The organism is Gammaproteobacteria bacterium (assembly GCA_033344735.1).
Classification (GTDB): domain Bacteria; phylum Pseudomonadota; class Gammaproteobacteria; order UBA4575; family UBA4575; genus UBA1858.
The window spans coordinates 1840754-1862779 of the sequence record JAWPMW010000001.1; the positions used below are offsets into that span (position 1 = coordinate 1840754).

The window sequence follows — 22026 nt, forward strand, 5'->3', positions numbered from 1 at the left end:
ACAAACACACTCTAAATTTGCCAAATACTAGTTTCCCTATGAAAGGTAACTTGGCTCAACGCGAACCAGAAATGTTAAAGCGTTGGCAAGAGTTAGATATTTATCAACATATCCGCGAAGTATGTGCTGATCGTAAAAAGAAATTTATTCTTCATGATGGCCCTCCATATGCGAATGGAGACATTCATATTGGTCATGCAGTTAATAAAATTCTAAAAGATATAATTGTTAAAAGCAAAACGTTAAGTGGCTATGACGTACCATTTATTCCTGGCTGGGACTGCCATGGCTTACCTATCGAGGTGATGGTCGAAAAGAAAAAAGGTAAACCTGGTCATAAAATATCTGAAAAAGATTTTCGCCAAGCTTGTCGTGAATACGCAAAGAAGCAAGTAGACCGTCAACGTGAGGATTTTATTCGTTTAGGTGTGTTCGCTGATTGGCAAAATCCATACCTAACAATGAACTTCCAAGTTGAAGCAGACACCGTACGCGCACTCGGGAAGGTCATTGCCAATGGGCATTTAGAGAAAGGCTTTAAACCTGTTTACTGGAGCGTGGCCAGTGGCTCTGCACTTGCAGAAGCAGAAGTTGAATATAAAGATAAAACTTCCTATGCCATTGACGTTAAATTTACACCTGTAGATCAACCAGCTTTCAAGAAAAAATTTGCAGATACTGCCGAAAATACGACTGCGCATATCGTTATTTGGACGACAACACCTTGGACATTACCTGCAAACCAAGCGGTTAGTTTACACCCTGAATTTGAATACTCATTACTGGAAGTCACTCGCGATGATTCAAAGGAGCATCTATTATTAGCCTCAGATTTAATTGCATCTTGTTTAGAACGTTATGCTATTGATGAATATAAAGTCATCGGTACCTGTATCGGACAGGATCTCGAACACATACAATTGCGACACCCTTTTTATGATAAACAGGTGCCCATCATTTTAGGCGAACATGTCACCACTGAAGCGGGCACTGGTGCGGTACATACAGCACCTGACCATGGTGTAGATGATTTCATTGTTGGCAAAAAATATCAGTTAGGCACAATTAATATTGTTAATGATAATGGTGTCTATCGCGATAGCGTTGAGATATTTGCAGGCCAACATGTACATAAAGTTGATACATCTATCATTGAAAAACTGGAAGATAATTCTAACCTAGTTCATCAGCATCAAATTACCCATAGTTTTCCACATTGCTGGCGTACTAAAACTCCTTTGATATTTAGAGCGACACCTCAATGGTTTATCAGCATGAATAAAAACAACCTTCTTCAACGTTCACTAGAAGAAGTTGAGAATGTTGAGTGGTTACCTGATTGGGGTAAAGCAAGAATTATTAGCATGCTCAGCAATAGTCCAGATTGGTGTGTTTCAAGGCAACGCACTTGGGGTGTACCGATTACACTGTTTGTAAACTCCGAATCACAGGAATTACACCCAGACACCGTTACACTTATAGAAGAGGTTGCACAGCGAATTGAAAAAGAAGGCATTCAAGCTTGGTATGACTTAGAGCCCTCTGATTTGCTTGGTGCTGAGGCAAAAGATTATACCAAGGTTACTGACACCTTAGATGTCTGGTTTGACTCAGGTGTTACGCACGAGTCTGTGGTGCATCGCCAACCACAGCTCAACTTCCCAGCTGATCTTTATTTAGAGGGCTCTGACCAGCATCGTGGATGGTTCCAGTCTTCATTAAAGACAAGCGTTGCCATTAATAACCGCGCGCCTTACAAAACAGTACTCACGCATGGCTTTACTGTCGACGCAAGTGGTCGAAAAATGTCTAAGTCATTAGGCAATGTTGTTGCACCACAAAAAATATTCAAATCATTAGGCGCAGATATTTTACGTTTATGGGTAGCCTCTAGCGACTTTAGTAGTGAAATGAATGTGTCTGATGAAATTCTTAAACGTACTGCAGATTCTTACAGAAGAATGCGCAATACAGTGCGTTACTTACTTTCAAATTTACATGGCTTTGATCCTAGCAAAGATTTGGTCGCTGCAAATGAAATGATTGCGTTGGATCGATGGGCTGTGAATAGGGTTGCTGTCTTACAGAAACAAGCGATTGACCATTATGAAAAATATGAATTTCATCAACTCTATCAAGCACTACATAATTTTTGTAGTTTTGATTTAGGTAGCTTATATTTAGATATTATTAAAGATCGGGTCTACACGACACAATCAGATAGTCTTGCTCGAAAATCAGCACAGACTGCAACCTATCATATAGCTCATTCCTTATTACGATTATTAGCACCTATACTGAATTTCACTGCTGAAGAAGCTTTCTCCCATATTCCTGAAAACCAAGAGACCACTATCTTTACAAAAACTTGGTACCAAGATTTAGCTGAGCTTAGCAATGATGAATATCTTAATGCCGACACCTGGGATTTAATATTCGATGTTCGACAACTAGTACTGAAAACTTTAGAAGAATATAGAGCAAAAGGCGACATTGGTTCTGGCTTGGATGCTGACGTAGTCATATATTGTGAAAATGATACAAACAAGGCTTTATCTTTACTTGAGGATGAATTGCGTTTTGTATTAATCACATCCACTGCCACAATGAAGTCATTGACAGATAGTCCGTCAGACCTTGAGAAATCTGCTTTATCTAATGGCGAGAATATTAAAATTGCAATTCAAAAATCTAAAAATGATAAATGTGTGCGTTGCTGGCACTTGCGTGAGGATGTTGGCAGTCATAAAGACCACCCCGAACTATGCATGCGCTGCGTTGACAATGTGGATGGCAGCGGTGAAATAAGAAAATATGCGTAGATGGACAACTATTCTGGTCATTGTTTTAACTCTTCTAGATCAAGTTACGAAACGTTTTGCTGAATCAGTGCTTGAATTTGCGCAGCCAATCCCAGCAATGCCAATGTTTAATTGGATGCTCGTTTACAACGAAGGTGCTGCATTCAGTTTTTTGAGTGAAGCTGGCGGTTGGCAACGTTGGTTTTTTGTTGCTCTAGCGACAGGAGTATCCATATATATTTTTAATTGGTTACGCAAACTCCGGAGTACTGACATATTGCTAGGTTTTAGTCTTAGCTTTATCCTTAGTGGCGCGTTAGGAAATTTAATTGATCGTGCGATTTACGGCAAAGTTACCGATTTTATAGATTTTTATTATAAGGCAGACGAATGTATTTATTTTTTCTTCTACCTGCCCAATAGTGGTTGCCATTGGCCAACGTTCAATATTGCAGATATTTTAATTACACTAGGCGCTAGTTTGCTCGTAATTCAGATTTTTAAAGATAACCCTAATAATGAAAACCATACAAATTAAACTCGCCAACCCAAGAGGTTTTTGTGCTGGTGTTGATCGCGCAATTGAAATAGTAGAGCGTGCTTTGGAACAGTTTGGCGCCCCTATTTATGTACGTCATGAAGTCGTACACAACCGATTCGTGGTGGACTCATTACGTGATAAAGGTGCAGTATTTGTAGACGAATTAAATCAAGTTCCAGATGATTCAACTGTTATTTTCAGTGCCCATGGAGTCTCTAAGTCTGTTCGTAGTGAAGCTGATAGACGAAAACTCACTGTATTTGATGCGACCTGTCCATTAGTGACTAAAGTACATATAGAAGTTGTACGAAATTGCAAACATGGTCGAGATACAATATTAATAGGGCATAAAGGTCATCCGGAAGTTGAGGGAACAATGGGTCAATGTACTGGAGAACATGGCGGAAATATTTACCTCGTCGAATCTCCAGAAGATGTAGACAAAGTTATGGTAGAAAATTCTGAAGAAATTTCTTTTGTCACTCAAACAACTTTGTCTGTTGATGATACTAAAGAAATTATCGAAAGACTTAAGTATCGCTTCCCGAATATCCAATCACCCAAAAGAGATGATATTTGTTATGCCACGCAAAATCGCCAAGATGCTGTGAAGAATTTAGTTAATAACTGTGATCTATTATTAGTTATTGGGTCCATTACAAGTTCTAACTCAAACCGTCTAAGAGAAATCGCTGAGAAAAATGGTATTGAATCATATCTGATAGATGATGCTGAGCAAATTTCCGATTCATGGCTAGATGATAAAAAAAATATTGGAGTTACTGCAGGAGCTTCAGCTCCTGAAATTTTGGTTAAGCAGGTGATTGAAAAATTGGGCTCCTCAGCACATGCGAATGTGGTTGAAATTGGTGGCGTCGAGGAAAATATTACTTTTGCGGTACCAAAGGAATTAAGAACTACAAGCTAAGCTTTACCAAGCATTGGCGGGACCACCTTTTTCATTTCTAGAATTGTAAGTTAAATCTCCTAAACCACCAGAAAAAGTGGCTGTTGCGGTTAGCTGAATACATTGAGTTATAGGCTCTGCGGGGGTTCCACATGTACCAGCACTTATTAAATAAAATGCACCTTCAGTAGACACGCTTCCACCGCCTGCATCAGCATAACTCAGGTCAGCAATCAAATTAGTAGTGTAAGTATTATTACTAGTAAAGAACTTTCTTTGTTGCTGCATTATTTCCAACAATTTTACTTTAGCATCTGCATAACGAGTTCTCGTTACATGATTTTGATACGACGGATATGCAAGAGATGCAAGTATTGCGACAATTGCTACTATTATTAACAACTCAACAAGAGTAAAGCCAGATAAATATCTTTTCACTTTATCTTGCTAGCTCAACTGTACAATCTAGTAACCATATATGTGTTATCTCTCTCGAGTTAGTCTCGCTAACTTTAAATGCAATTTCTTGATCTTCGTCATCATCTTCTAGTTCATCTTTATCATATTCACAATCTGCCTCTGAAGCATCAAAAATTTCCACATCTTCTATTAAATTAAAGCGTGAAGTGCCTATGCGAATTGATTCACCAGAGTTAAACACAGAGTCCAAATTGCCAAACTTAAGTTTTTCGACTTCAAACGGGGGGTTAAAACTGCAATTACTATTTGGAAAGTCCGTGGAGCTTATTACACATTCTGATGCAAAGGATTGTGATGCAAGCATTAATACTAGTAGTGTATAAATTTTTGTCATCAGAATTCCACCTCTCTCCATGCTTGTCTGCCAACTAATTCTGTTTTTGCCGTGTTAGTCAAAATAGAATCAATATCTGTATCCGCTAGCTGAGTAATTCGATAATCACCAAAGAAGGTCGAGTCTGATGGGGTTGATTTGAAACGTGTACCAACAATTGTTTTTAACTGACCCGCGACATTAATATTATCATTTGAGTCAAATAAGTTATCTGCATTTATATCAAAAATAACTTCTTGTCCAGCGGTTCCATTTTGGGGGTTTAACGCCAAAGAAAAACCACCTGGCGATGGATCACAGCTTAAAGGCTGTGGAATAATTGTATTAACAAATAACACTCCATTGCGTAACTGTAATTCACGAATAGCTTTTTCACCTGGAAATATTATATCCCCCGACTCATCCTCCACATCAAAGTCAATAAACCAGCCTTGTCTACTTCCAATAGCGTTATTTGTAACTGTTCTTACCTCTAAATTAATTCCCGCAGTGGCATCGACAAAAACATTATTAGATAAAAATTGCTCTCGTAAGTTAGAGATACTGACTTCAGAGCCAATAGCGTTCGTAATGTTACCTGCTTGATCAAATGCTACTTCATCAAAAACACCGTATATAGACTGTATACCCGTATCTATTGCATCACTTTCTGTAAAGTAACTTCCAGTTGTAACCACGACCACTACTCCAGCACCATTCTCTCTTTGTACGACTATTGGACGTGTAGTGATAGGCTGTGGATCTCCACTATTAGACTCACCAGAATTTGGCGCGACAGCTTTTAGTAAAATAAATCGATTACTTGATGAACTCCAATCTCCTGGATCTTCACTAATAATATTTATTACATGAAGATTACCCCGTAAATCTCCTGCATAAAGTCTGTCAATTGTGCCATCAGCATTTAAATCAATGGCTCTGACATCTGCGATACCATTGGGTTTTCCATCACCTTCAACGCCAGTATTAATTTTTACTAAATCTGAATTTGGTGTTTTGCTCCATACTCCGTCGATGCCTTCATCAATGAAAAGCATGTAGATAATAGCCTCACCTTCTTCACTAGTACTGTTATAACCATTTCCAAATACAGCGACCCATCTTTTATTAACCCCATCTGGAGCGTTACTCATCGCTATTAAAGGGCGCCCATATGAAAATCCAAGATCACTAATTGATCCATCACTGTTTGCATCTGGATCATCTTCAGGCCCAAACTCCCACATTACTTGATTAACTGGATTCTCTTCAGGTCCTGGTTCAGTGATATTAAGTGCATAGTATCCACGCCCTCCCGCACCTAATCCACCAACGACAATTGTGTTCCAACTAGGACTAGTACCACCTGCCCTTATGTAGGCATCCTCCACGCTTGGCGTTGAATCTACAAAATATTGATGCTTATATTCTGGTCGTGTTAACTCTGAAAGATTTTCAAATACAAAACTGGGGACATAAGCAAATCGCTCATTACCTGTTTGCGCATTGAAGACATGAAACATGCCATCATTTGCGGCGACTAAAACTGAAGCGTCGCGACTAACTTGTTGTGCTTGAAAATCAAAATATGTTTCACCTTCAATACTAGGCCATGCTCCACCAAACCTCCCCACTGCCTGTGGCTGTCCAACGAAAACAGGTGCTGCATTGGCAATAGTGCCAAGCTTTGCATTATGAATGATGCCTCCACCAGTACTATCAGTTTCTGGGCGTATGCGAAATTCACCATCAATAAAGCTAGTCCCCTCTCTTGTCGTTAATCCTCTCAGATATTCGAGTCGATCCTTACCAATAGGTAGCGGTGTGGCTCTAGCAGGCTCGGGGTTATTTAGGTCTGACTGTTGTGATGAATCAAGTTCATCAAAATCAAATTCGATACCGTCGTTAATATCATTTGAGAATGTAAAAATAGTTCTTTGCAAATTACTAGCACCATTAACCCCAGCCAATAAATCTAATTGCTTAGAAGCACTCCATAAAAATGTTGGCTGAGAACCATCGCTGACATTCAATGTTCCATCTGAGTTAATGCTGACCTCTTGGGCAACCAAGTCTCCAGAATTACTAAATGAATCATAAAAGGTTCGATATAAAATTAAATCCGCACTTGTTGCTTGTGTATTAATGGCAATTGGCGTTGTTGAACCTAACCCTGTAGATATAGCTTGTGAAAGATTTGCAGCCGAGGTACCGACTGCTTGTTCAGCAGCATCGATATATTTGCCACGAGCATTAAATGCAGCATGAACAAAGTCTCTAACTAAATCTAAATCGCTATTGCGAGGATTATTCCAAGGCGGTGCCTCTGATAAGCTTTCTCTTAAGGCTGGTTGTAAAGTAACAATATGTGTTTTGATATGTTGGTGCAATCGGTCATCTGAATCTAAATCTGCAAAATTTATATCGATGGGCTCAGGAACAACTTCATCTGGTAAATCACTATGAAGATCATCCTCATAAAATGAAATTGCTAGATCAGCTAATGTGTCTGGAATATTATCTTCAAATGGTGGGCCATCAAATTCTGAAGAATCGTCGCTATCTCTGTCGGAGGGAGGATTTATAAATATTCGATCATAAAAACCATCACTCGTTAAAATAATATGATTTGCTTGACATGTCCCAGCAGGTATCGATTCTGCAGGACAATCATCGCTACCTGGATCAGAAGGACTGATCCCAGGGAATAAATCACTATTCCTACAGGCCAAATAGTCCCTCGTTTCTTTATAACGATCTGCCAGCGGAGACTCTTCACCTACATTAGAAGGTATTGCTTGAGGACTAGAAGAATACAGCGCAGATAATAAATTACTTTTCTCTGCCTCTGTTGCATCGATATTCAATTCTTTAGCAACTATGTTATTAGCGTTGCTAAAATGCGCTAACCCCACTCGAGCATTATTTTCATTAAAAATATATTCACCCAGAATTGCTTTAACACGCAAATGACGGCTACGGTGATAAGAAAACCAGTTAGCAAAATTCTGTAATTCAGGCGAATCTGGCTCTACATCAACTTCACTATCCATTGTGAAATTGCCATCTTCTTTACGACTACAGGTGTAATATCTAAATTTATCTATTCCGGTTGATGCCTCAGGTGCCTGAGTAAAATCTATAGTTGAGGAGTTTGCCAAATAAGGATCTAGCGGTGCATCATCAACTGGCACATCAGCAAACTCTGTACCATCATCCCTAAAGCCTTTCCATGGTTCATAGACAACATCAGGATTATAATAAAGTTTATTAAAAGCAGCACAGCGGAAACGCCAAGAACGTTCATCTGCTACATAACAATTATTCTGATAAACATTTGAGGTGGTCGAAATACCATATGCATAGCCGCCAAAAGCTGCGGCTTCTAGTTCGCAACCAGGCCTCTGTGTAATCTGTAATGATGGATCTGACGAACCAAAATTACTGCCGTCAGGGTCAGGGCCAAAAAACAGTCCCGAACTTAATGCGTCTGCGGTAATAACTTCAAAGTCCTTACTGCCAGAGTCATCTAACAAGATCATTACATTCGCGAATACTGTCGGTGTTAACTCTAGAGGTGTTTTTGCTAAATCTGGTATCTGTTGAGGAGGCGTTGCAATAGATAAACTTGATGCACATGCAATAATTACAGCAGAGATACTTGTAATAATGCCGCGTTTAAATTGAAAAGAAGTTAAGCCCATGTTTTTCATTTCAATTTGAAATACCATACATAGCTTCTAAAACAACAACCGTGCTATCTGAGCCCCCTGTACCACGCGCAGTTATTTTAAACATCTCTACCATAGAGTCAGTAGCACCTGCGTTGTAAGAATTATCCACATTTAACTCCCTATCACTATCAGGTACTACAGGGCCTATGTACTGAATTATATATCGTGGTTTTGAAGTGACTCCGCCCATAACATCTACTATAACGGCATCGCTATTATTACCCGTCCAATCTATTGAAGGTTCATTCCAGGCTTCATCAAAAAGATTTGCTAACAAACCGTCAGAATCATTATCATCAAATGCACTAAGATTAACTGCACCTTCACTATCCAGAAAAGCTTCTGCTGACCTAATAGCAGACTCTGCGGCCTCAAATGCTGTCATTTTATCTTTCATATTATTTGACATTAGCTCTTGTAAGCCCGATGACTGCATACTGGACACCGCAAGCAGTGTCATTACAGTCAGCATAATCAAGCCAACGACGAGCACTACACCATGCTGCTTATTTGTATTAATTTTCTAACTCCATCATTCAGATATTACGAACACTGACTGTCATTGATGAAACGTATCGTTTTCGCTTGTCTCGTGCATGTGTTGGAACACCAGGTGTACCTTCGACATCAATAACTGTATTAGCAACAACATAAGGCTTTTCATCGAAGCCAGCAGCTTCGCGCAAACCATCTTCACTTGCGAATAGCAATCCTACCCTAACGGTCACTACATCTTGCCAGTTACTTGCAAGTTCAGAGTTATCAGCCTTTAAATACTTATCCGCCAAGCCATCATTATTTAAATCAAGCCCATAAAGCAATTGCATAGTTTCTACATTCTCAATTAGTTCTTCACTGGGCGCTGAATTTTGCATAGAGCTATTAACATTTAAATAACGTCGATACAATGAATACTCAGAGCCTGAGCCAGGTGATGAATCGGTTATGTAATAAGCCACTGCAAAATAATTCGCTAGCTGTGAATCGTTGCTAAATGAATGCCCCAAGTTTGCCGTTGTATTTCCCGGGCTCTCAGTCCCCGTACCATCCGCAATTGAAATTCGAGTAGGGTCACTTGACTGTATTGCCCCTGCTTGGAACAACCTTGCGGTAGTTGAGTCACAAGCAATCATGAGGCTACCTGGCTCCACCCAGTCAGCACCGCCCAAGTCACGTTGCATAATAATCTGGTCATTAGCAGCATCATAAAAATTCACTGCAGCAACCTTATTACCTCCTCGCAAGATGATTATAGAATCTGACCCGGCTAAAACTTCATTTGTTTCACCAGGAAATGGGTTGGCCCCATTCTCAAAACCTTTGATCGAGTTTTCAAATAATGCAGACCACCATTTACTTGAGTTAACAAGGCTTAGTTTGTTTTGTGGTTGACTACATGGAATATATCCAGCCATTCGAATATCACGCGCCAACATTTCTGTTGAGAACCTTGTATTCTCTTGCAGCCGAGATAATCCCTCTGTAACTCTATAAGTAGATTTAGTCCCAATATATATTTGTAATACACCGCCAACAAGTAAAAGGCTTAATAATAAAGCCACCATTAATTCAACAATTGTTAATCCAAGCTGTCTGTTAGGTATATGCATAGTTTATAAACTTGTAAACATAGAAACACTATGCTGTTCGCCAGCTGTGTCAGTCCAACGTACGGTAACTTGCGTTTGACCCGCAACTTGCGTAATTTCCCCATCACCTGCAGGCAAAGTTGCTTGAGAAACTAATCCACTGCAGTAACTATATTGCTTATAGTTGCCTAAATTACACTTCCACTCTAATAAGTCTAGACTTGCCATTTGTGCAGCAGAACAATTCGACGTTACACAATTTGGCGCTGGATTCGGCGGTGCATCTCCAAATCCAGTCACATAACTTGTAGTAGTAATAGCCTGCTCGCGATTTGCACGCATACGATCTATGACACTGCTCGCTAGTGAAGTTGCCTGGCTTCGAAGGTGGGCATTATAGCTGCTCGATATGCTCTGACCCTGTAAGTTTGCCAAACCTAATAGTCCAACACTAAAGACGATAAGGGTAATTAGAACCTCAATTAAACTAAATCCTGATACTTTGCTTCTATTCATTATGTCGCACAGTCATTCGTAGCACCTTCATTTAAACGCACTCGCCCTGAAGTTATTATCGTAATCTTTTTTGATTTGCCAAGATCATTATCTTTGCACAAGTTAACACTGCCATTTATTCCGGAAACTCGCCCTGAGGCAAGGTATGGGATATTATTTATACAGCACCCTGTACCACGCAAAGTTAAACTTGCAGGCAAAGAGTCATGTACCCATAGAAGCTCTTCTCCGGCATCACGATCTCCATCTGAATTTTCATTTACATAAACTATCCAACCAACCTCATAACCTGCACCGCCACAGTTTTCACCATCAGCGCTTGCACATAGTGCAACTGGTGAGTTTCTTCTAATTGCCTCACTCCTAGCCAGCGTTAGCGAAGATATAAACTCATTTATACTGCTAGTGAGTTGATTCCTCTCCATTAAGCCCTGAAATGATGGCACGCCAATTGAGAGAATTACTGCTGCCACTACAATTGTCAGCATCAACTCTACGATAGTAAATCCGGCCAAGTGTTTAGGTTTTAAAAAAGCTGCTTGATTCATCTATAAAATACAGCGCCTATTGATAAACAACTAGTTCTAAGTAGATTTTTTAAAGTATAGAGGAATGTACGCAACTGAAAAGACCTAATTTGCGTAATAATGTACGCACTTATTTGAATGAATTACTTTAACTGCGTAATTCATCATTATGGATAGTTGTGAGTTTTCATTAATTTTGCGACTTTAAAAAACCGGAAGCAAATTAAGGAATAACAATTATTTGTTATGTATTGTGTTTAAATTAATTGTATATCTTCATAACCAACAAGAATTTTTCTGCTGGTAACTCTACGATTCTAATTTATTTGCGTAGGATAATGAGAGGTCAGCTTAGGCCATTGCTGCTTTTGACTATGCATTTTAATCAAAGTAGTGACTGGCACCACTTCAATGTTGTGATCGAGTAACGTAGGTAGATAGCCACTCAGTAGTTTTATTGTGGATGGATATGGATGGCCTATTGCAACCGCATAGCCTTTACGCTTCGCGATCTTTTTTAGGTAATTTAGTTGGCGTCTAATATCTTCTTCATTTCTGCTGCTATCTATAAAAACATCTCTAGAAATATTAGGAACGTAATGCTCTTTGGCAATTTGGCTAGCGACGGTTAACGCAGTCGTTTTGCTGTCTACAAAGTAGAGATTGTCATTTCTATTCGATAGCACCTCCATTAACCATGACATATGCCCAGGATGTTGTGTTAGCAAACTACCCATATGGTTATTGACACCACGCGCATGCGGAACAGAGTTAATACTAATTTGAACTGACTTTTGGAATTCTGTTTGCGTGAGTTCCAGGGTAAGTGCACCATGGCCTAACTCAGAGCGCCCTGCTGATTGCATCGGTAAATGCACCATCACTTCTTTGCCATAAGACGCAGCTAAATTCGCTAGACGTTTTGAGTACGGACGTTTGGGTAAAAATGCATAGGTTAACTGGTATGGCAAATCAATTAATGTTTGTCCTTGATGAAAATTGTTACCTAAGTCATCAATAATTATTGCGACCTTGTAGGTCTCTTGTGCGACTAACGATTCATCAGCAAACAAACCTGACACAGACAATAACAAGGTCACCCCGATGAAGAGGCGACCTAATATTGTTGATGTAACTTGTTTTGAAACTGGCTTAATTAAATGATTATACGCTCGTCGAGTCATTGTTTTTTGCTAGATCTTTTAAGATGCTTAGCGCCTCATTCAACACTGCATCTTCCTCACTGTCTACTGATATTGTAATACGTTTCACTTCTTTTTTAGCCTTGTCGGTACTTTTATCTTGGTTATTTTCCAAATGACCTTTTAAATCTGCCTCACGCACAAATTCAAAGCGCTTATTTTCATCATCTTCACCACCATGAATCTCTTCAACCAATATATCAGGGTCAATACCTTCTCCTTGAATCGACTTGCCTGATGGTGTGTAGTAACGCGCAGTAGTTAACTTCAATGCCGCATCTTCTTTGAGTGGCAGAATAGTTTGCACTGATCCTTTACCAAAGGATTTTTGTCCCATAATCACAGCACGCTTATGATCCTGTAATGCACCTGCAACAATTTCTGATGCAGAAGCAGAACCTTCATTAATAAGCACTATAATTGGAATACCATCGACCGAATCATTTGTACTTGCACTGTAGTTTAATTCGGCATCTTCCACACGACCTTTTGTGAAAACAATCAGCTCTCCATCTTCAAGGAAGATATCAGATACACCAACTGCACCTGTTAAAACACCGCCAGGATTATTTCGCAAATCCAGTACTAGTCCTTGTAAATTTTTACTTTCCTTACTCAGTAACTTTTCAACAGCCGCAATTACATTACGCGTCGTTTTAGATTGGAAACTTGAAATGCGAATATAACCATATCCTGGTTCTAGAATTCGACTACGAACACTTTTCACTCGAATCACATCTCGAACCACCGTTATTTCTAATGGCTTCACCTCACCTTCGCGAACAATGGTTAGTAATATTTTAGAACCTCGTTTTCCACGCATTAATTTAACAGCATCATTAAGCGTTAAACCTTTTACTTGTGTCTCATCCAGCTTAATAATAATGTCACCAGCTTGAACACCAGCCTTGTCTGCGGGCGTATCTTCGATAGGAGAGATAACGCGCACAAAGCCATTTTCCATCCCTACTTCTATCCCAAGGCCACCAAACTCACCTGTGGTACCAATCTGCAACTCTTTGAATTCTTCTTGACTTAAGTAAGAGGAGTGTGGATCCAGACTACTTAACATGCCGCGAATCGCACCTTCCAGTAATGCTTCATCACCGACCTCTTCTACGTAATCTTTTTTAATTCGTGCATATATATCTGTGAACAAACGGATATCTGACAGTGGCAATTCCAGTAAAGCATTATCACGCTTTGCAAATACTTGGTGGCTTCCCGCCAATAGCAAGCCGATTAGTAAACCGACGGTCAATCCCAAGCTGAGGGGTTTTACACTTTTCATGATTTGCTCCTTGTGGCGATTAGGCTTCTATAAACCGACCGCTACTGGTTATTTTGTCTTCTGATCTATTAAATTATATTTACAGAGAATAAGCCATATTTGGGTGTACACACCAGTTCGCTGGATCTACTGGCGTTCCTTGGCGACGAATCTCAAAATATAGACTGGTTTGATCAACGTCTCCAGAATCCCCTACTACTGCAATCAATTCACCCTGATCAACATTCTCACCCACATTTTTATATAATCCTTCAGCATGGGCATATAAGCTCATATATTCGTCACCATGATCTATAATTACTAGCCATCCATAATGATCAAACCAGTCAGAGAACACTACATTGCCTGCATAAATAGCATGCACTTTGTCACCACGATCAGCTTTTATAGAGACACCCGACCACTGCAATCCATCTGAGCCCTGCCTATTTTGTCCAAATCGATTTTTTAACTCACCTCTTGTGGGCCAATGTAGTTTTCCAGCATTGCTAGCAAATTTCCCTTGTGACTTCTTAACTGTAAGTTTTTTAAGTAATTTTTGTAATTTTTTTTTCTTACTACGCTCTTGTTTTAAATTAACCTGATCAGACTTAATCTTATTTTCGAGCTCCCGCTGAGCGTTTTCTTTTCGAATGCGGACTTTCTCCAGCCCAGATTGCTCTTTTGATTGTTTTTTAAGCAAATTTTGCAGTGTTTCTTGCTGCTTCTTAATTTCGAATTGATTTGTTTTTATTTCATCAGCCAAGCCACTAATATGATTAATCTGCTTTACACGTGCTTGGTGAATGTAGTCATAAATTAGTGCGTTCTTACCTACATCTTGTAAATTACTCTGGCTTAGTAACAACTTCCATTTGCTTTGAGATCGGGCACGATAAGCGCTGCGAATTTGTTGCTGAAATAAGTTTGCTTGGACTCCCAGAGCTTGATCAATTAGGACTTTTTCCTCGTGTAGCATCACAGAACGTTGCTTACTATTAGTAATTTTGAGTTTTGAGTCTTTTATACGTTGATGCAACTTACCAATCTCACGATCTAGTTTTGCCATTTCTTTTCGTACAACATCATGATTTTTAACGTTTTTTGCGAGATTGCTCTCTATTTGACCAACAATTTTTGTTATGGTGTCCAATTGTTGTTGCGTAGCGTCTAAATCACCCTGACCAAATGCCGAATTAACAACTAACATATTGAAATATAATAGAAAAACTATAGGCGCAGCAGCTTGAGGCTTAGCTACAATCTCAGTTAAATGATGGAAAAGGCTATTCAACAGACAGATTCCCGACTATTATCAGCGTATTAATGGTTTAGAATATTAGATAATGCCATTATTAATTTTTTAGGAATTGAATGGAAGCGAACAAAATGACTGAAACTGGCTTTGTGTCCCTCAATCGCTCAGACCTCATGGCAAAAGAGGATGACATAGAAAGGGCATCACGCTCATTAAAGGCGATGTCCCATCCTTTACGCCTGAAGATTCTATGCGTACTAGGCAATCAAGAAGTTAGCGTGCAAGACATTGTAGAAAATGTAGGCACCTCTCAGAGTAATATCTCACAGCATCTGGCTATACTACGAGATAAAGGCATATTAAAATCTCGCAAAGATGCAAACAGAGTATTTTATAAGGTTGGTGACGAACGCACCCTGAAACTTATTGAGATGATGCAACACGTTTTCTGTTCTGTACACTAGATTAGATCCCGCATAATTAATTCGTATAATACAGCCCTCAATAACGGGCGGCCTACTTAATGACTCCTGATTCAGAATTCTTTACCAATAACCTTGTTTTATTCATCGCCCTTGGAATCATCCTTGCGTTAATCGTTCGCATGGAAATTAAGAGAGCGATGCGTGGATTCAAAAATATTTCCCCTGCAGAAGCAGTTCAACTGATAAACAAAGAAGATGCCATCATGCTAGATGTGCGAGAAAGTAATGAGCTAACTCAAGGATCTATTCGTGGAGCGAAACATTTAGCATTAAGTGTGCTAAAACAACGTGTAGAAGAGCTAAAAGCACATACCGAACAACCCATCATTGCTTATTGCAAAGCAGGGACAAGGTCTTCAGCAGCGTGTGAAATATTGAAGAAAAATAACTTTACTAATGTTATGTCCCTCAAAGGTGGTATCGAGGGTTGGAAAACTGCAAACTTACCCGTGGTGAAATCATGACTACCCCAAATATAAAAGTATATAGCGGCCGTTTATGCACATACTGCAATGCCGCAAAACGATTGCTTGACAGCAAAGGTGTCAAGTATGAAGAAATCTTAATTGATGATGACCAAGCTATACGTGATGAGATGGAAAAACTCAGTGGGCGCACTAGCGTTCCACAAATTTTTATTGGAGATACACATGTTGGTGGCTTTGACGATTTAGCAGAGCTAAACCGCGAAGGAAAGCTCAATGGCATGTTAGGTCTTTAGTAACATAAGAATAGTGTGTGTTAAAGTTATATACCCTAAAGAATAACTATGGCTGACAACGAACAAAAATTTGAGATTCAAAAAATCTTTCTTAAGGATGCGTCATTTGAATCACCAAACTCTCCTGATATTTTTCGAGAGAAGTGGCAGCCAAAAACAGATATTCATTTAACTGCACAGAACATAAAGTTGACTGATGAACTATATGAAGTAACGCTCAATGTAGAAGTTACCTCTTCACAAAATGAAAAAACAGCTTTCTTAGTTGAATTAAAACAGTCAGGTGTTTTTTTAATAAAAGATTTCCCTGAGGATCAGAGAAACCACCTTCTTGGAAGCTACTGCCCACATACACTATTCCCATTTGCACGCGAAGTAGTAGCCGACTTAGTTGGCAAGGGCGGATTCCCTCCATTACTGTTATCACCTGTGAATTTTGATGCTTTATATTCACAGCAGTTAGCGAAATTAAAGGAAGAGCAGCAAGCTACCAGCGAAGAGACAAAACACTAATTTCTCTCGCGAACGATTGCAGGAGGCACTAAGCATGACAGAACCAATTATTGGTGTACTCGGTGCCGGAGCATGGGGCACAGCATTAGCAATACATCTTGCAAAATTACATCCAGAAATACATCTTTGGGCGAGGAACGCTAATGCCTTACATGAAATATTTACTGACAAAGAAAATAAACGTTACCTCCCGGGCTCCTCTTTACCAGATAATATTATTCCCAGTGCAGACTTTTCTGTACTAGTAAACAGTTGTACCCATGTATTAGTGGCCGTCCCAAGTACCACCATGCGCGACATGGTGCAACGCATTAATTCTCATGCCTCCGGAAATTTACGCGGCATTATTTGGGCGAGCAAAGGCCTAGAACAAAATACCGGCAAATTTTTACACCAAGTTGCAGAAGAGGAATTATCTAGCAATATTCACACAGCAATTCTATCTGGACCATCTTTTGCTCAAGAAGTTGGTAAAGGTTTACCTACTGCAGTGACTATTGCATCGACCAATGAAGCCTTTGCTAATGAAGTTGCGCAGTTATTCCACCACCCGCTATTTCGCACCTATATCAGTACAGATGTCACGGGTGTAGAAATTGGTGGCACATTTAAAAATATTTTGGCCATCGCCGCTGGCATAATTGATGGACTTCAATTTGGCGCTAATGCCCGTGCTGCGCTCATCACCCGCGGGGTTGCCGAGATGATTCGCTTTGGTAAAAGGCTTGGTGTCAACACTGATACATTTACAGGGCTATCAGGCATTGGTGACATTGTATTAACATGCACAGAAAACATGTCACGTAACCGTCGCTTTGGCTTAGGCCTGGGCTCAGGAAAATCTCTGCAAGAAGTCGAACAAGAAATAGGGCAAGTAATAGAGGGTAAGTATGCTGCTAAAGTCGTATTTGATTTAGCGCAGAAACTGAATATTGAATTACCAATTAGCACACAAGTTTATGAAGTATTATATAACAACAAATCTGCGCGAGAAGCCGTAGAAGAGTTATTAGCTCGCTCTCTCAAAAATGAAGCAGATTAAATTGCACCAGCAAAATCTTTTTGCCGCCATGCTTCAAATATAAATATCGATACCGTGTTAGATAAATTAATACTGCGGCTGTTTTCCAACATAGGCACACGCAGAATATTATTTTTATCAAATGTTTTTAATATGCTATCTGGCAAGCCACGTGTTTCTGGACCAAATATAAGCGCATCACCCGCTTGGTAGTTGATTTGGCTATAATTTTTAGTGCCTTTAGTGGAGCATGCAAATAATCGGCTTGCTGGTAAATTTTCTAAACAACTGGCGTAATCAGGATATTCTTGTACTAAACTCTTATCTATATAATCTAAAGCGGCACGACGCATACGCTTATCATCTATCTCGAACCCAAGGGGATGAATTAAATGCAACTGACAGCCACTATTTGCGCATAAGCGCATAATATTACCTGTGTTAGGTGGAATTTCCGGTTGATATAATACGATATGAAACATGAGCTCTAAATATAAACAATTACTTAACAATTTCTGCGGCTTAGAATTTCAAACACCCTTGGTGTTACTTTCCGGCTGCGTGGGCTTTGGTCAAGAATACACGCGTGTGGTGGGATATTCTAATCAAGAAATTGGTGCCATCTGCTTAAAAGGCACTACGCTAGAGAATCGTCTGGGTAACTCTGCTCACCGAATATACGAAACACCCGCTGGCATGCTTAACGCAATAGGCTTACAAAACCCTGGCGCAAAAACAGTCGTTAACGAATATTTGCCTAAATTAGACTTTAATGAAACACGTTATATAGCGAATGTGTCTGGTTCTACTATTGAGGAATACACAGAGGTAACACGTATTTTTGATGACTCCCCGATTGATGCCGTCGAAATTAATATTTCATGCCCCAATGTGAAAGAAGGTGGCGTCGCGTTTGGTAATGATCCTGATATGTCTGCCAAAGTTGTTGAAGCATGTCGCGCAGTCACAAATAAACCGATCATCACAAAACTATCTCCTAATCAAACTGATATTGCATACAATGCTAAACGTTGTATTGATGCTGGTACCGACGCCTTTGCCGTAATCAATACCTTAATGGGAATGGCCATAGACATTAATTCGCGCAAACCGGTGATAGGTAACAACCAAGGCGGGCTATCTGGCCCAGCAATCAAACCAATTGCCTTATTAAAAGTGCACCAAGTTTATCAGGTGTGTAAGGAACATAATATTCCTATTATTGGTCAGGGTGGCGTATGTTCTGGAGAAGACGCACTGGAATTTATTATTGCAGGTGCAAGTGCAGTCGGAATTGGCACTGGCCTTTATTATGATCCATTGATTTGTGCTGGAATAAATAAAACAATTAGTAATTATTTAGCAGACAATAATCTATCCCATATTTCAGAATTAGTGGGCAGTCTCGTTTTAAATCAATGAAAAAAGAGTCAAAAATATTCTAGACAAGCAACTCAAAAAAGATCGCCATTTTTTACTTTACACTATTGTTGCATTTCGTATTGCGTTCTGACTTTTAATAAATACATCTTAGATAATAACCATTTTTGAGACAAAGGTAGATACCTCAAAAACTACTCAATTAGCTCTTTTAATCAGTCGAACTACCGCTATATTCATACATTTTAAGTTCTTGTATTTTTCGCGTAAGTGTATTTCTTCCCCAGCCTAGTAGTTTAGCGGCACGTTGTCTTTTACCACCTGTTTTTTTCATGGCTACTTCTATTAGCACACGTTCAAATTGTGGCGTGGCATCCTGGAGTATTTCTGCACCACCATTTTCTAGTTTTTGATCTGCCCAACTTGCCAGCATAGATTGCCAGTCTGATGTTGAATCAATTGGTGCGCTAGACTCTTTTATCTCTTGAGGCAGGTCTTCTAAGAGAATTGTTTTCCCGGAGGCCATCACGGTTAACCAGCGACAAAGATTTTCAAGCTGACGCACATTACCAGACCAATCTAACTTACTTAAATAAGTAATTACCCCTTCATCTAATTGCTTTGCTTCAACTTCTAGCTCAGCCGCAGCGGCGACTAAGAAATGTTTCATCAAAATTGGAATGTCTTGGCGGCGTTCTCTCAATGCGGGTACCTTGATACGAATGACGTTTAACCGATGCATTAAGTCTTCGCGAAAATCCCCTTTTTCAACTAGCTCTTGTAAATTTTGATGGGTTGCCGCAATAATTCTTACGTCTGCCTTAACAGGCTCGTGTCCCCCAACCCTATAAAACTCCCCGTCTGACAAAACACGCAATAAACGTGTTTGCAAGTCTGCTGGCATGTCACCAATTTCATCCAAGAATAAAGTACCCATGTTTGCTTGTTCAAAGCGGCCGCGCCTTTGCCCTTGTGCCCCAGTAAACGATCCTTTTTCATGGCCAAACAATTCTGATTCTAAAAGATCCTTAGGAATCGCGGCCATATTCAGCGCGATAAAAGGCTTTGTACTTCGTAAAGAATGTTTATGAAGTGCATGAGCAACTAATTCTTTACCTGTGCCTGTTTCACCATTAATCAATACCGTAATACTTGATCTGGATAATCGACCAATTGCGCGAAACACTTCCTGCATAGCTTGTGACTCACCAATTATTTCGGGCACTTCTTCAGCAATAGTGTTTGTTGGTGCTATTTCATCGGTAGATTGATATGCACGTTTTGTTAGTTCGACAGCTTCTTCGATATCAAATGGTTTAGGTAAATACTCAAATGCACCACCTTTATAAGCATGCACTGCATTATCTAAATCTGAGTGCGCTGTCATCACAATGACAGGCAGTTCGGGGTGTTGTGTTTGTACTCTTTCTAAAAACTGGAATCCATCCATACCTGGCATACGCACATCTGTAATAATTACTTGCGGCGTACTTGTTTCTAGAGCTTTCATTGCATTGGTTGCTGAATCAAAAAGCTCTACATTTAAATTGGCTTTATTCAATGCACGTTCTAAAACCCAACGTATTGAACGATCATCATCTATTACCCATATATCATTATTCATAATTTTCTTTCTCTTGCTCGGTGTGTTGCTGTGTCCCATTTTCTATTGGCAGCATGACTTTAAATTCTGTACGACCTACTTCTGACTTAAATTTAATTAAGCCATGATGTTGATTTATTAACATCTGTGAGATGGCTAAACCCAAACCACTACCATCTGTTTGTCCCGAAACCATAGGGAAAAATATTTTTGCTGAAATATCTTCTGGGATCCCGGGCCCGTTATCTATTATGCTCATACATGCCACAAGCTTATGCGCTATACCATTAATGGTGTAGTGCCTTAAGACACGTGTCTTAAAAGTTATTTCGCCTTTGTTATCAACTGCACGAATTGCATTCCTTGTAATGTTTAAAACTGCTTGTACGAGCAGGTCCCGATCGAAACTTATCATTGGTATACTTGGATCGTAATCAATTCTAAACTTTATATTTTTATCTTCTGCAGATACCAAACTATATACATGATGTAGTACCTCATGAATATTATGTGGTATTTTATTAGGCACGATATTTGGTCCAAGCATGCGATCGACTAATTTATGTAATCTATCTGCTTCTTTAATAATAATACCGGTGTACTCTGTCAGTTCATTGTTTTCTAACTCTGACTCTAATAATTGCGCAGCACCTCTTAATCCACCTAGTGGATTTTTTATTTCATGCGCCATCCCGCGCAACATACTTCGTGTGGCTTGATGTTCTTTTAATAGATGGCTTTCTTTTAAAATTTTTAATTGCCTGTCTAATATCACAATCTCAACCAGTACTTTTTCTTCATCATCCATTTCAACTGTATTGATTGTTAAATTTGCAGTGACTTCACTACTATCAAATACGCGTAATATGCACTCATGCTCTGTCCACGAATGTCCTTTGTTAATGGAATCTTGCATACGCATAAAAATATCTCCATCTCTATCCGCCAACATTGATGAAAAAGCCATGCCTTCTGCTCGTGTACTACTCACACTAAATGTCGCTTCTGCGGCTGGGTTCATGTATTCCAATTCACACTGTTTATTTAATAGAAGAATGGCTGTTGATTGGCTGTCGACGATAAATGAATAAAAGTTATCTCTCATAGTGACCTTATCTAGCAAATAGTGAACCAAGGTCATCGCACTACAATGGAATTTGTGCAA

22 protein-coding genes are annotated in these 22026 nt (G+C 39.5%); 9 read left to right on the top strand and 13 right to left on the bottom strand.

Annotation, left to right across the window (positions count from 1 at the left end; all coding sequences use genetic code 11):
• The first annotated feature begins 38 nt into the window (after positions 1 to 38).
• Genes ileS through ispH form a run of 3 tightly spaced genes read left to right on the top strand, consistent with a single transcriptional unit; the run spans position 39 to position 4270 of the window.
• Positions 39 to 2822, top strand: coding sequence for an isoleucine--tRNA ligase (gene ileS, locus R8G33_09460; GenBank protein ID MDW3095885.1), 2784 nt, complete (start codon positions 39 to 41; stop codon positions 2820 to 2822).
• Entirely contained in the window at positions 2815 to 3339 is a 525-nt protein-coding gene (gene lspA, locus R8G33_09465) for a signal peptidase II (protein MDW3095886.1), read from the top strand. Before ileS ends, lspA begins: the two co-directional genes overlap by 8 nt.
• The gene (gene ispH, locus R8G33_09470) at positions 3329 to 4270 is read left to right on the top strand and encodes a 4-hydroxy-3-methylbut-2-enyl diphosphate reductase (protein ID MDW3095887.1); all 942 of its coding nucleotides are present in this window, start codon (positions 3329 to 3331) and stop codon (positions 4268 to 4270) included. The genes lspA and ispH overlap by 11 nt, the downstream gene beginning before the upstream one ends.
• Before the next feature lie 3 nt (positions 4271 to 4273).
• Here the strand turns inward: ispH and R8G33_09475 are convergent, their stop codons facing one another.
• From R8G33_09475 to R8G33_09520, 10 genes are all read right to left on the bottom strand, one after another.
• Positions 4274 to 4687, bottom strand: a complete 414-nt coding sequence (locus R8G33_09475; protein MDW3095888.1) for a type IV pilin protein — start codon at positions 4685 to 4687, stop codon at positions 4274 to 4276.
• A gap of 1 nt (position 4688) precedes the next feature.
• Positions 4689 to 5063 carry a hypothetical protein gene (locus R8G33_09480; GenBank protein MDW3095889.1) on the bottom strand — a complete coding sequence of 125 codons (375 nt, stop codon included), beginning with the start codon at positions 5061 to 5063 and terminating at the stop codon, positions 4689 to 4691.
• Complete coding sequence (locus R8G33_09485; protein MDW3095890.1) at positions 5063 to 8773, bottom strand: PilC/PilY family type IV pilus protein; 3711 nt, start codon at positions 8771 to 8773, stop codon at positions 5063 to 5065. The genes R8G33_09480 and R8G33_09485 overlap by 1 nt, the downstream gene beginning before the upstream one ends.
• Entirely contained in the window at positions 8757 to 9269 is a 513-nt protein-coding gene (locus tag R8G33_09490; GenBank protein ID MDW3095891.1) for a PilX N-terminal domain-containing pilus assembly protein, read from the bottom strand. The genes R8G33_09485 and R8G33_09490 overlap by 17 nt, the downstream gene beginning before the upstream one ends.
• Before the next feature lie 43 nt (positions 9270 to 9312).
• Entirely contained in the window at positions 9313 to 10386 is a 1074-nt protein-coding gene (locus tag R8G33_09495; protein ID MDW3095892.1) for a PilW family protein, read from the bottom strand.
• Between the two features lie 3 nt (positions 10387 to 10389).
• Positions 10390 to 10881, bottom strand: a complete 492-nt coding sequence (gene pilV, locus R8G33_09500) for a type IV pilus modification protein PilV (GenBank protein MDW3095893.1) — start codon at positions 10879 to 10881, stop codon at positions 10390 to 10392.
• Positions 10881 to 11429 (bottom strand): GspH/FimT family pseudopilin, encoded by a 549-nt coding sequence (locus R8G33_09505; protein ID MDW3095894.1) that lies wholly within the window; start codon positions 11427 to 11429, stop codon positions 10881 to 10883. The genes pilV and R8G33_09505 overlap by 1 nt, the downstream gene beginning before the upstream one ends.
• A gap of 296 nt (positions 11430 to 11725) precedes the next feature.
• Entirely contained in the window at positions 11726 to 12592 is an 867-nt protein-coding gene (locus R8G33_09510) for a divergent polysaccharide deacetylase family protein (GenBank protein ID MDW3095895.1), read from the bottom strand.
• Positions 12573 to 13901, bottom strand: coding sequence for a S41 family peptidase (locus tag R8G33_09515; protein ID MDW3095896.1), 1329 nt, complete (start codon positions 13899 to 13901; stop codon positions 12573 to 12575). The genes R8G33_09510 and R8G33_09515 overlap by 20 nt, the downstream gene beginning before the upstream one ends.
• 79 nt (positions 13902 to 13980) lie before the next feature.
• Entirely contained in the window at positions 13981 to 15090 is a 1110-nt protein-coding gene (locus tag R8G33_09520) for a peptidoglycan DD-metalloendopeptidase family protein (GenBank protein MDW3095897.1), read from the bottom strand.
• 179 nt (positions 15091 to 15269) lie between these two features.
• On the opposite strand from R8G33_09520, the gene R8G33_09525 reads away from it, so the two are divergent.
• From R8G33_09525 to R8G33_09545, 5 genes are read left to right on the top strand one after another with little or no spacing between them, the layout of a single operon-like run.
• Positions 15270 to 15602 carry a metalloregulator ArsR/SmtB family transcription factor gene (locus R8G33_09525; GenBank protein ID MDW3095898.1) on the top strand — a complete coding sequence of 111 codons (333 nt, stop codon included), beginning with the start codon at positions 15270 to 15272 and terminating at the stop codon, positions 15600 to 15602.
• 59 nt (positions 15603 to 15661) lie between these two features.
• Positions 15662 to 16087 (top strand): rhodanese-like domain-containing protein, encoded by a 426-nt coding sequence (locus R8G33_09530; protein ID MDW3095899.1) that lies wholly within the window; start codon positions 15662 to 15664, stop codon positions 16085 to 16087.
• Positions 16084 to 16344: a glutaredoxin 3 gene (gene grxC / locus R8G33_09535; GenBank protein MDW3095900.1), complete on the top strand. Its 261-nt coding sequence runs from the start codon at positions 16084 to 16086 to the stop codon at positions 16342 to 16344. Before R8G33_09530 ends, grxC begins: the two co-directional genes overlap by 4 nt.
• 48 nt (positions 16345 to 16392) lie before the next feature.
• Entirely contained in the window at positions 16393 to 16857 is a 465-nt protein-coding gene (gene secB, locus R8G33_09540) for a protein-export chaperone SecB (protein MDW3095901.1), read from the top strand.
• 34 nt (positions 16858 to 16891) lie between these two features.
• Complete coding sequence (locus tag R8G33_09545; protein ID MDW3095902.1) at positions 16892 to 17899, top strand: NAD(P)H-dependent glycerol-3-phosphate dehydrogenase; 1008 nt, start codon at positions 16892 to 16894, stop codon at positions 17897 to 17899.
• Here the strand turns inward: R8G33_09545 and R8G33_09550 are convergent.
• A complete protein-coding gene (locus R8G33_09550) occupies positions 17896 to 18360 on the bottom strand; it encodes a tRNA (cytidine(34)-2'-O)-methyltransferase (protein MDW3095903.1) in 465 nt (154 codons plus the stop codon). The two genes, R8G33_09545 and R8G33_09550, sit on opposite strands and share 4 nt — an antisense overlap.
• Between R8G33_09550 and R8G33_09555 the strand changes: the two genes are divergently transcribed.
• Positions 18359 to 19300 carry a dihydroorotate dehydrogenase gene (locus R8G33_09555; protein MDW3095904.1) on the top strand — a complete coding sequence of 314 codons (942 nt, stop codon included), beginning with the start codon at positions 18359 to 18361 and terminating at the stop codon, positions 19298 to 19300. The genes R8G33_09550 and R8G33_09555 overlap by 2 nt on opposite strands.
• Positions 19301 to 19469: 169 nt before the next feature.
• Here R8G33_09555 and ntrC read toward each other — a convergent pair whose 3' ends face one another.
• Both ntrC and glnL read right to left on the bottom strand, forming a co-directional pair.
• Positions 19470 to 20882 (bottom strand): nitrogen regulation protein NR(I), encoded by a 1413-nt coding sequence (ntrC, locus tag R8G33_09560; GenBank protein MDW3095905.1) that lies wholly within the window; start codon positions 20880 to 20882, stop codon positions 19470 to 19472.
• The gene (gene glnL, locus R8G33_09565; GenBank protein ID MDW3095906.1) at positions 20875 to 21966 is read right to left on the bottom strand and encodes a nitrogen regulation protein NR(II); all 1092 of its coding nucleotides are present in this window, start codon (positions 21964 to 21966) and stop codon (positions 20875 to 20877) included. The genes ntrC and glnL overlap by 8 nt, the downstream gene beginning before the upstream one ends.
• Positions 21967 to 22026: the final 60 nt, after the last annotated feature.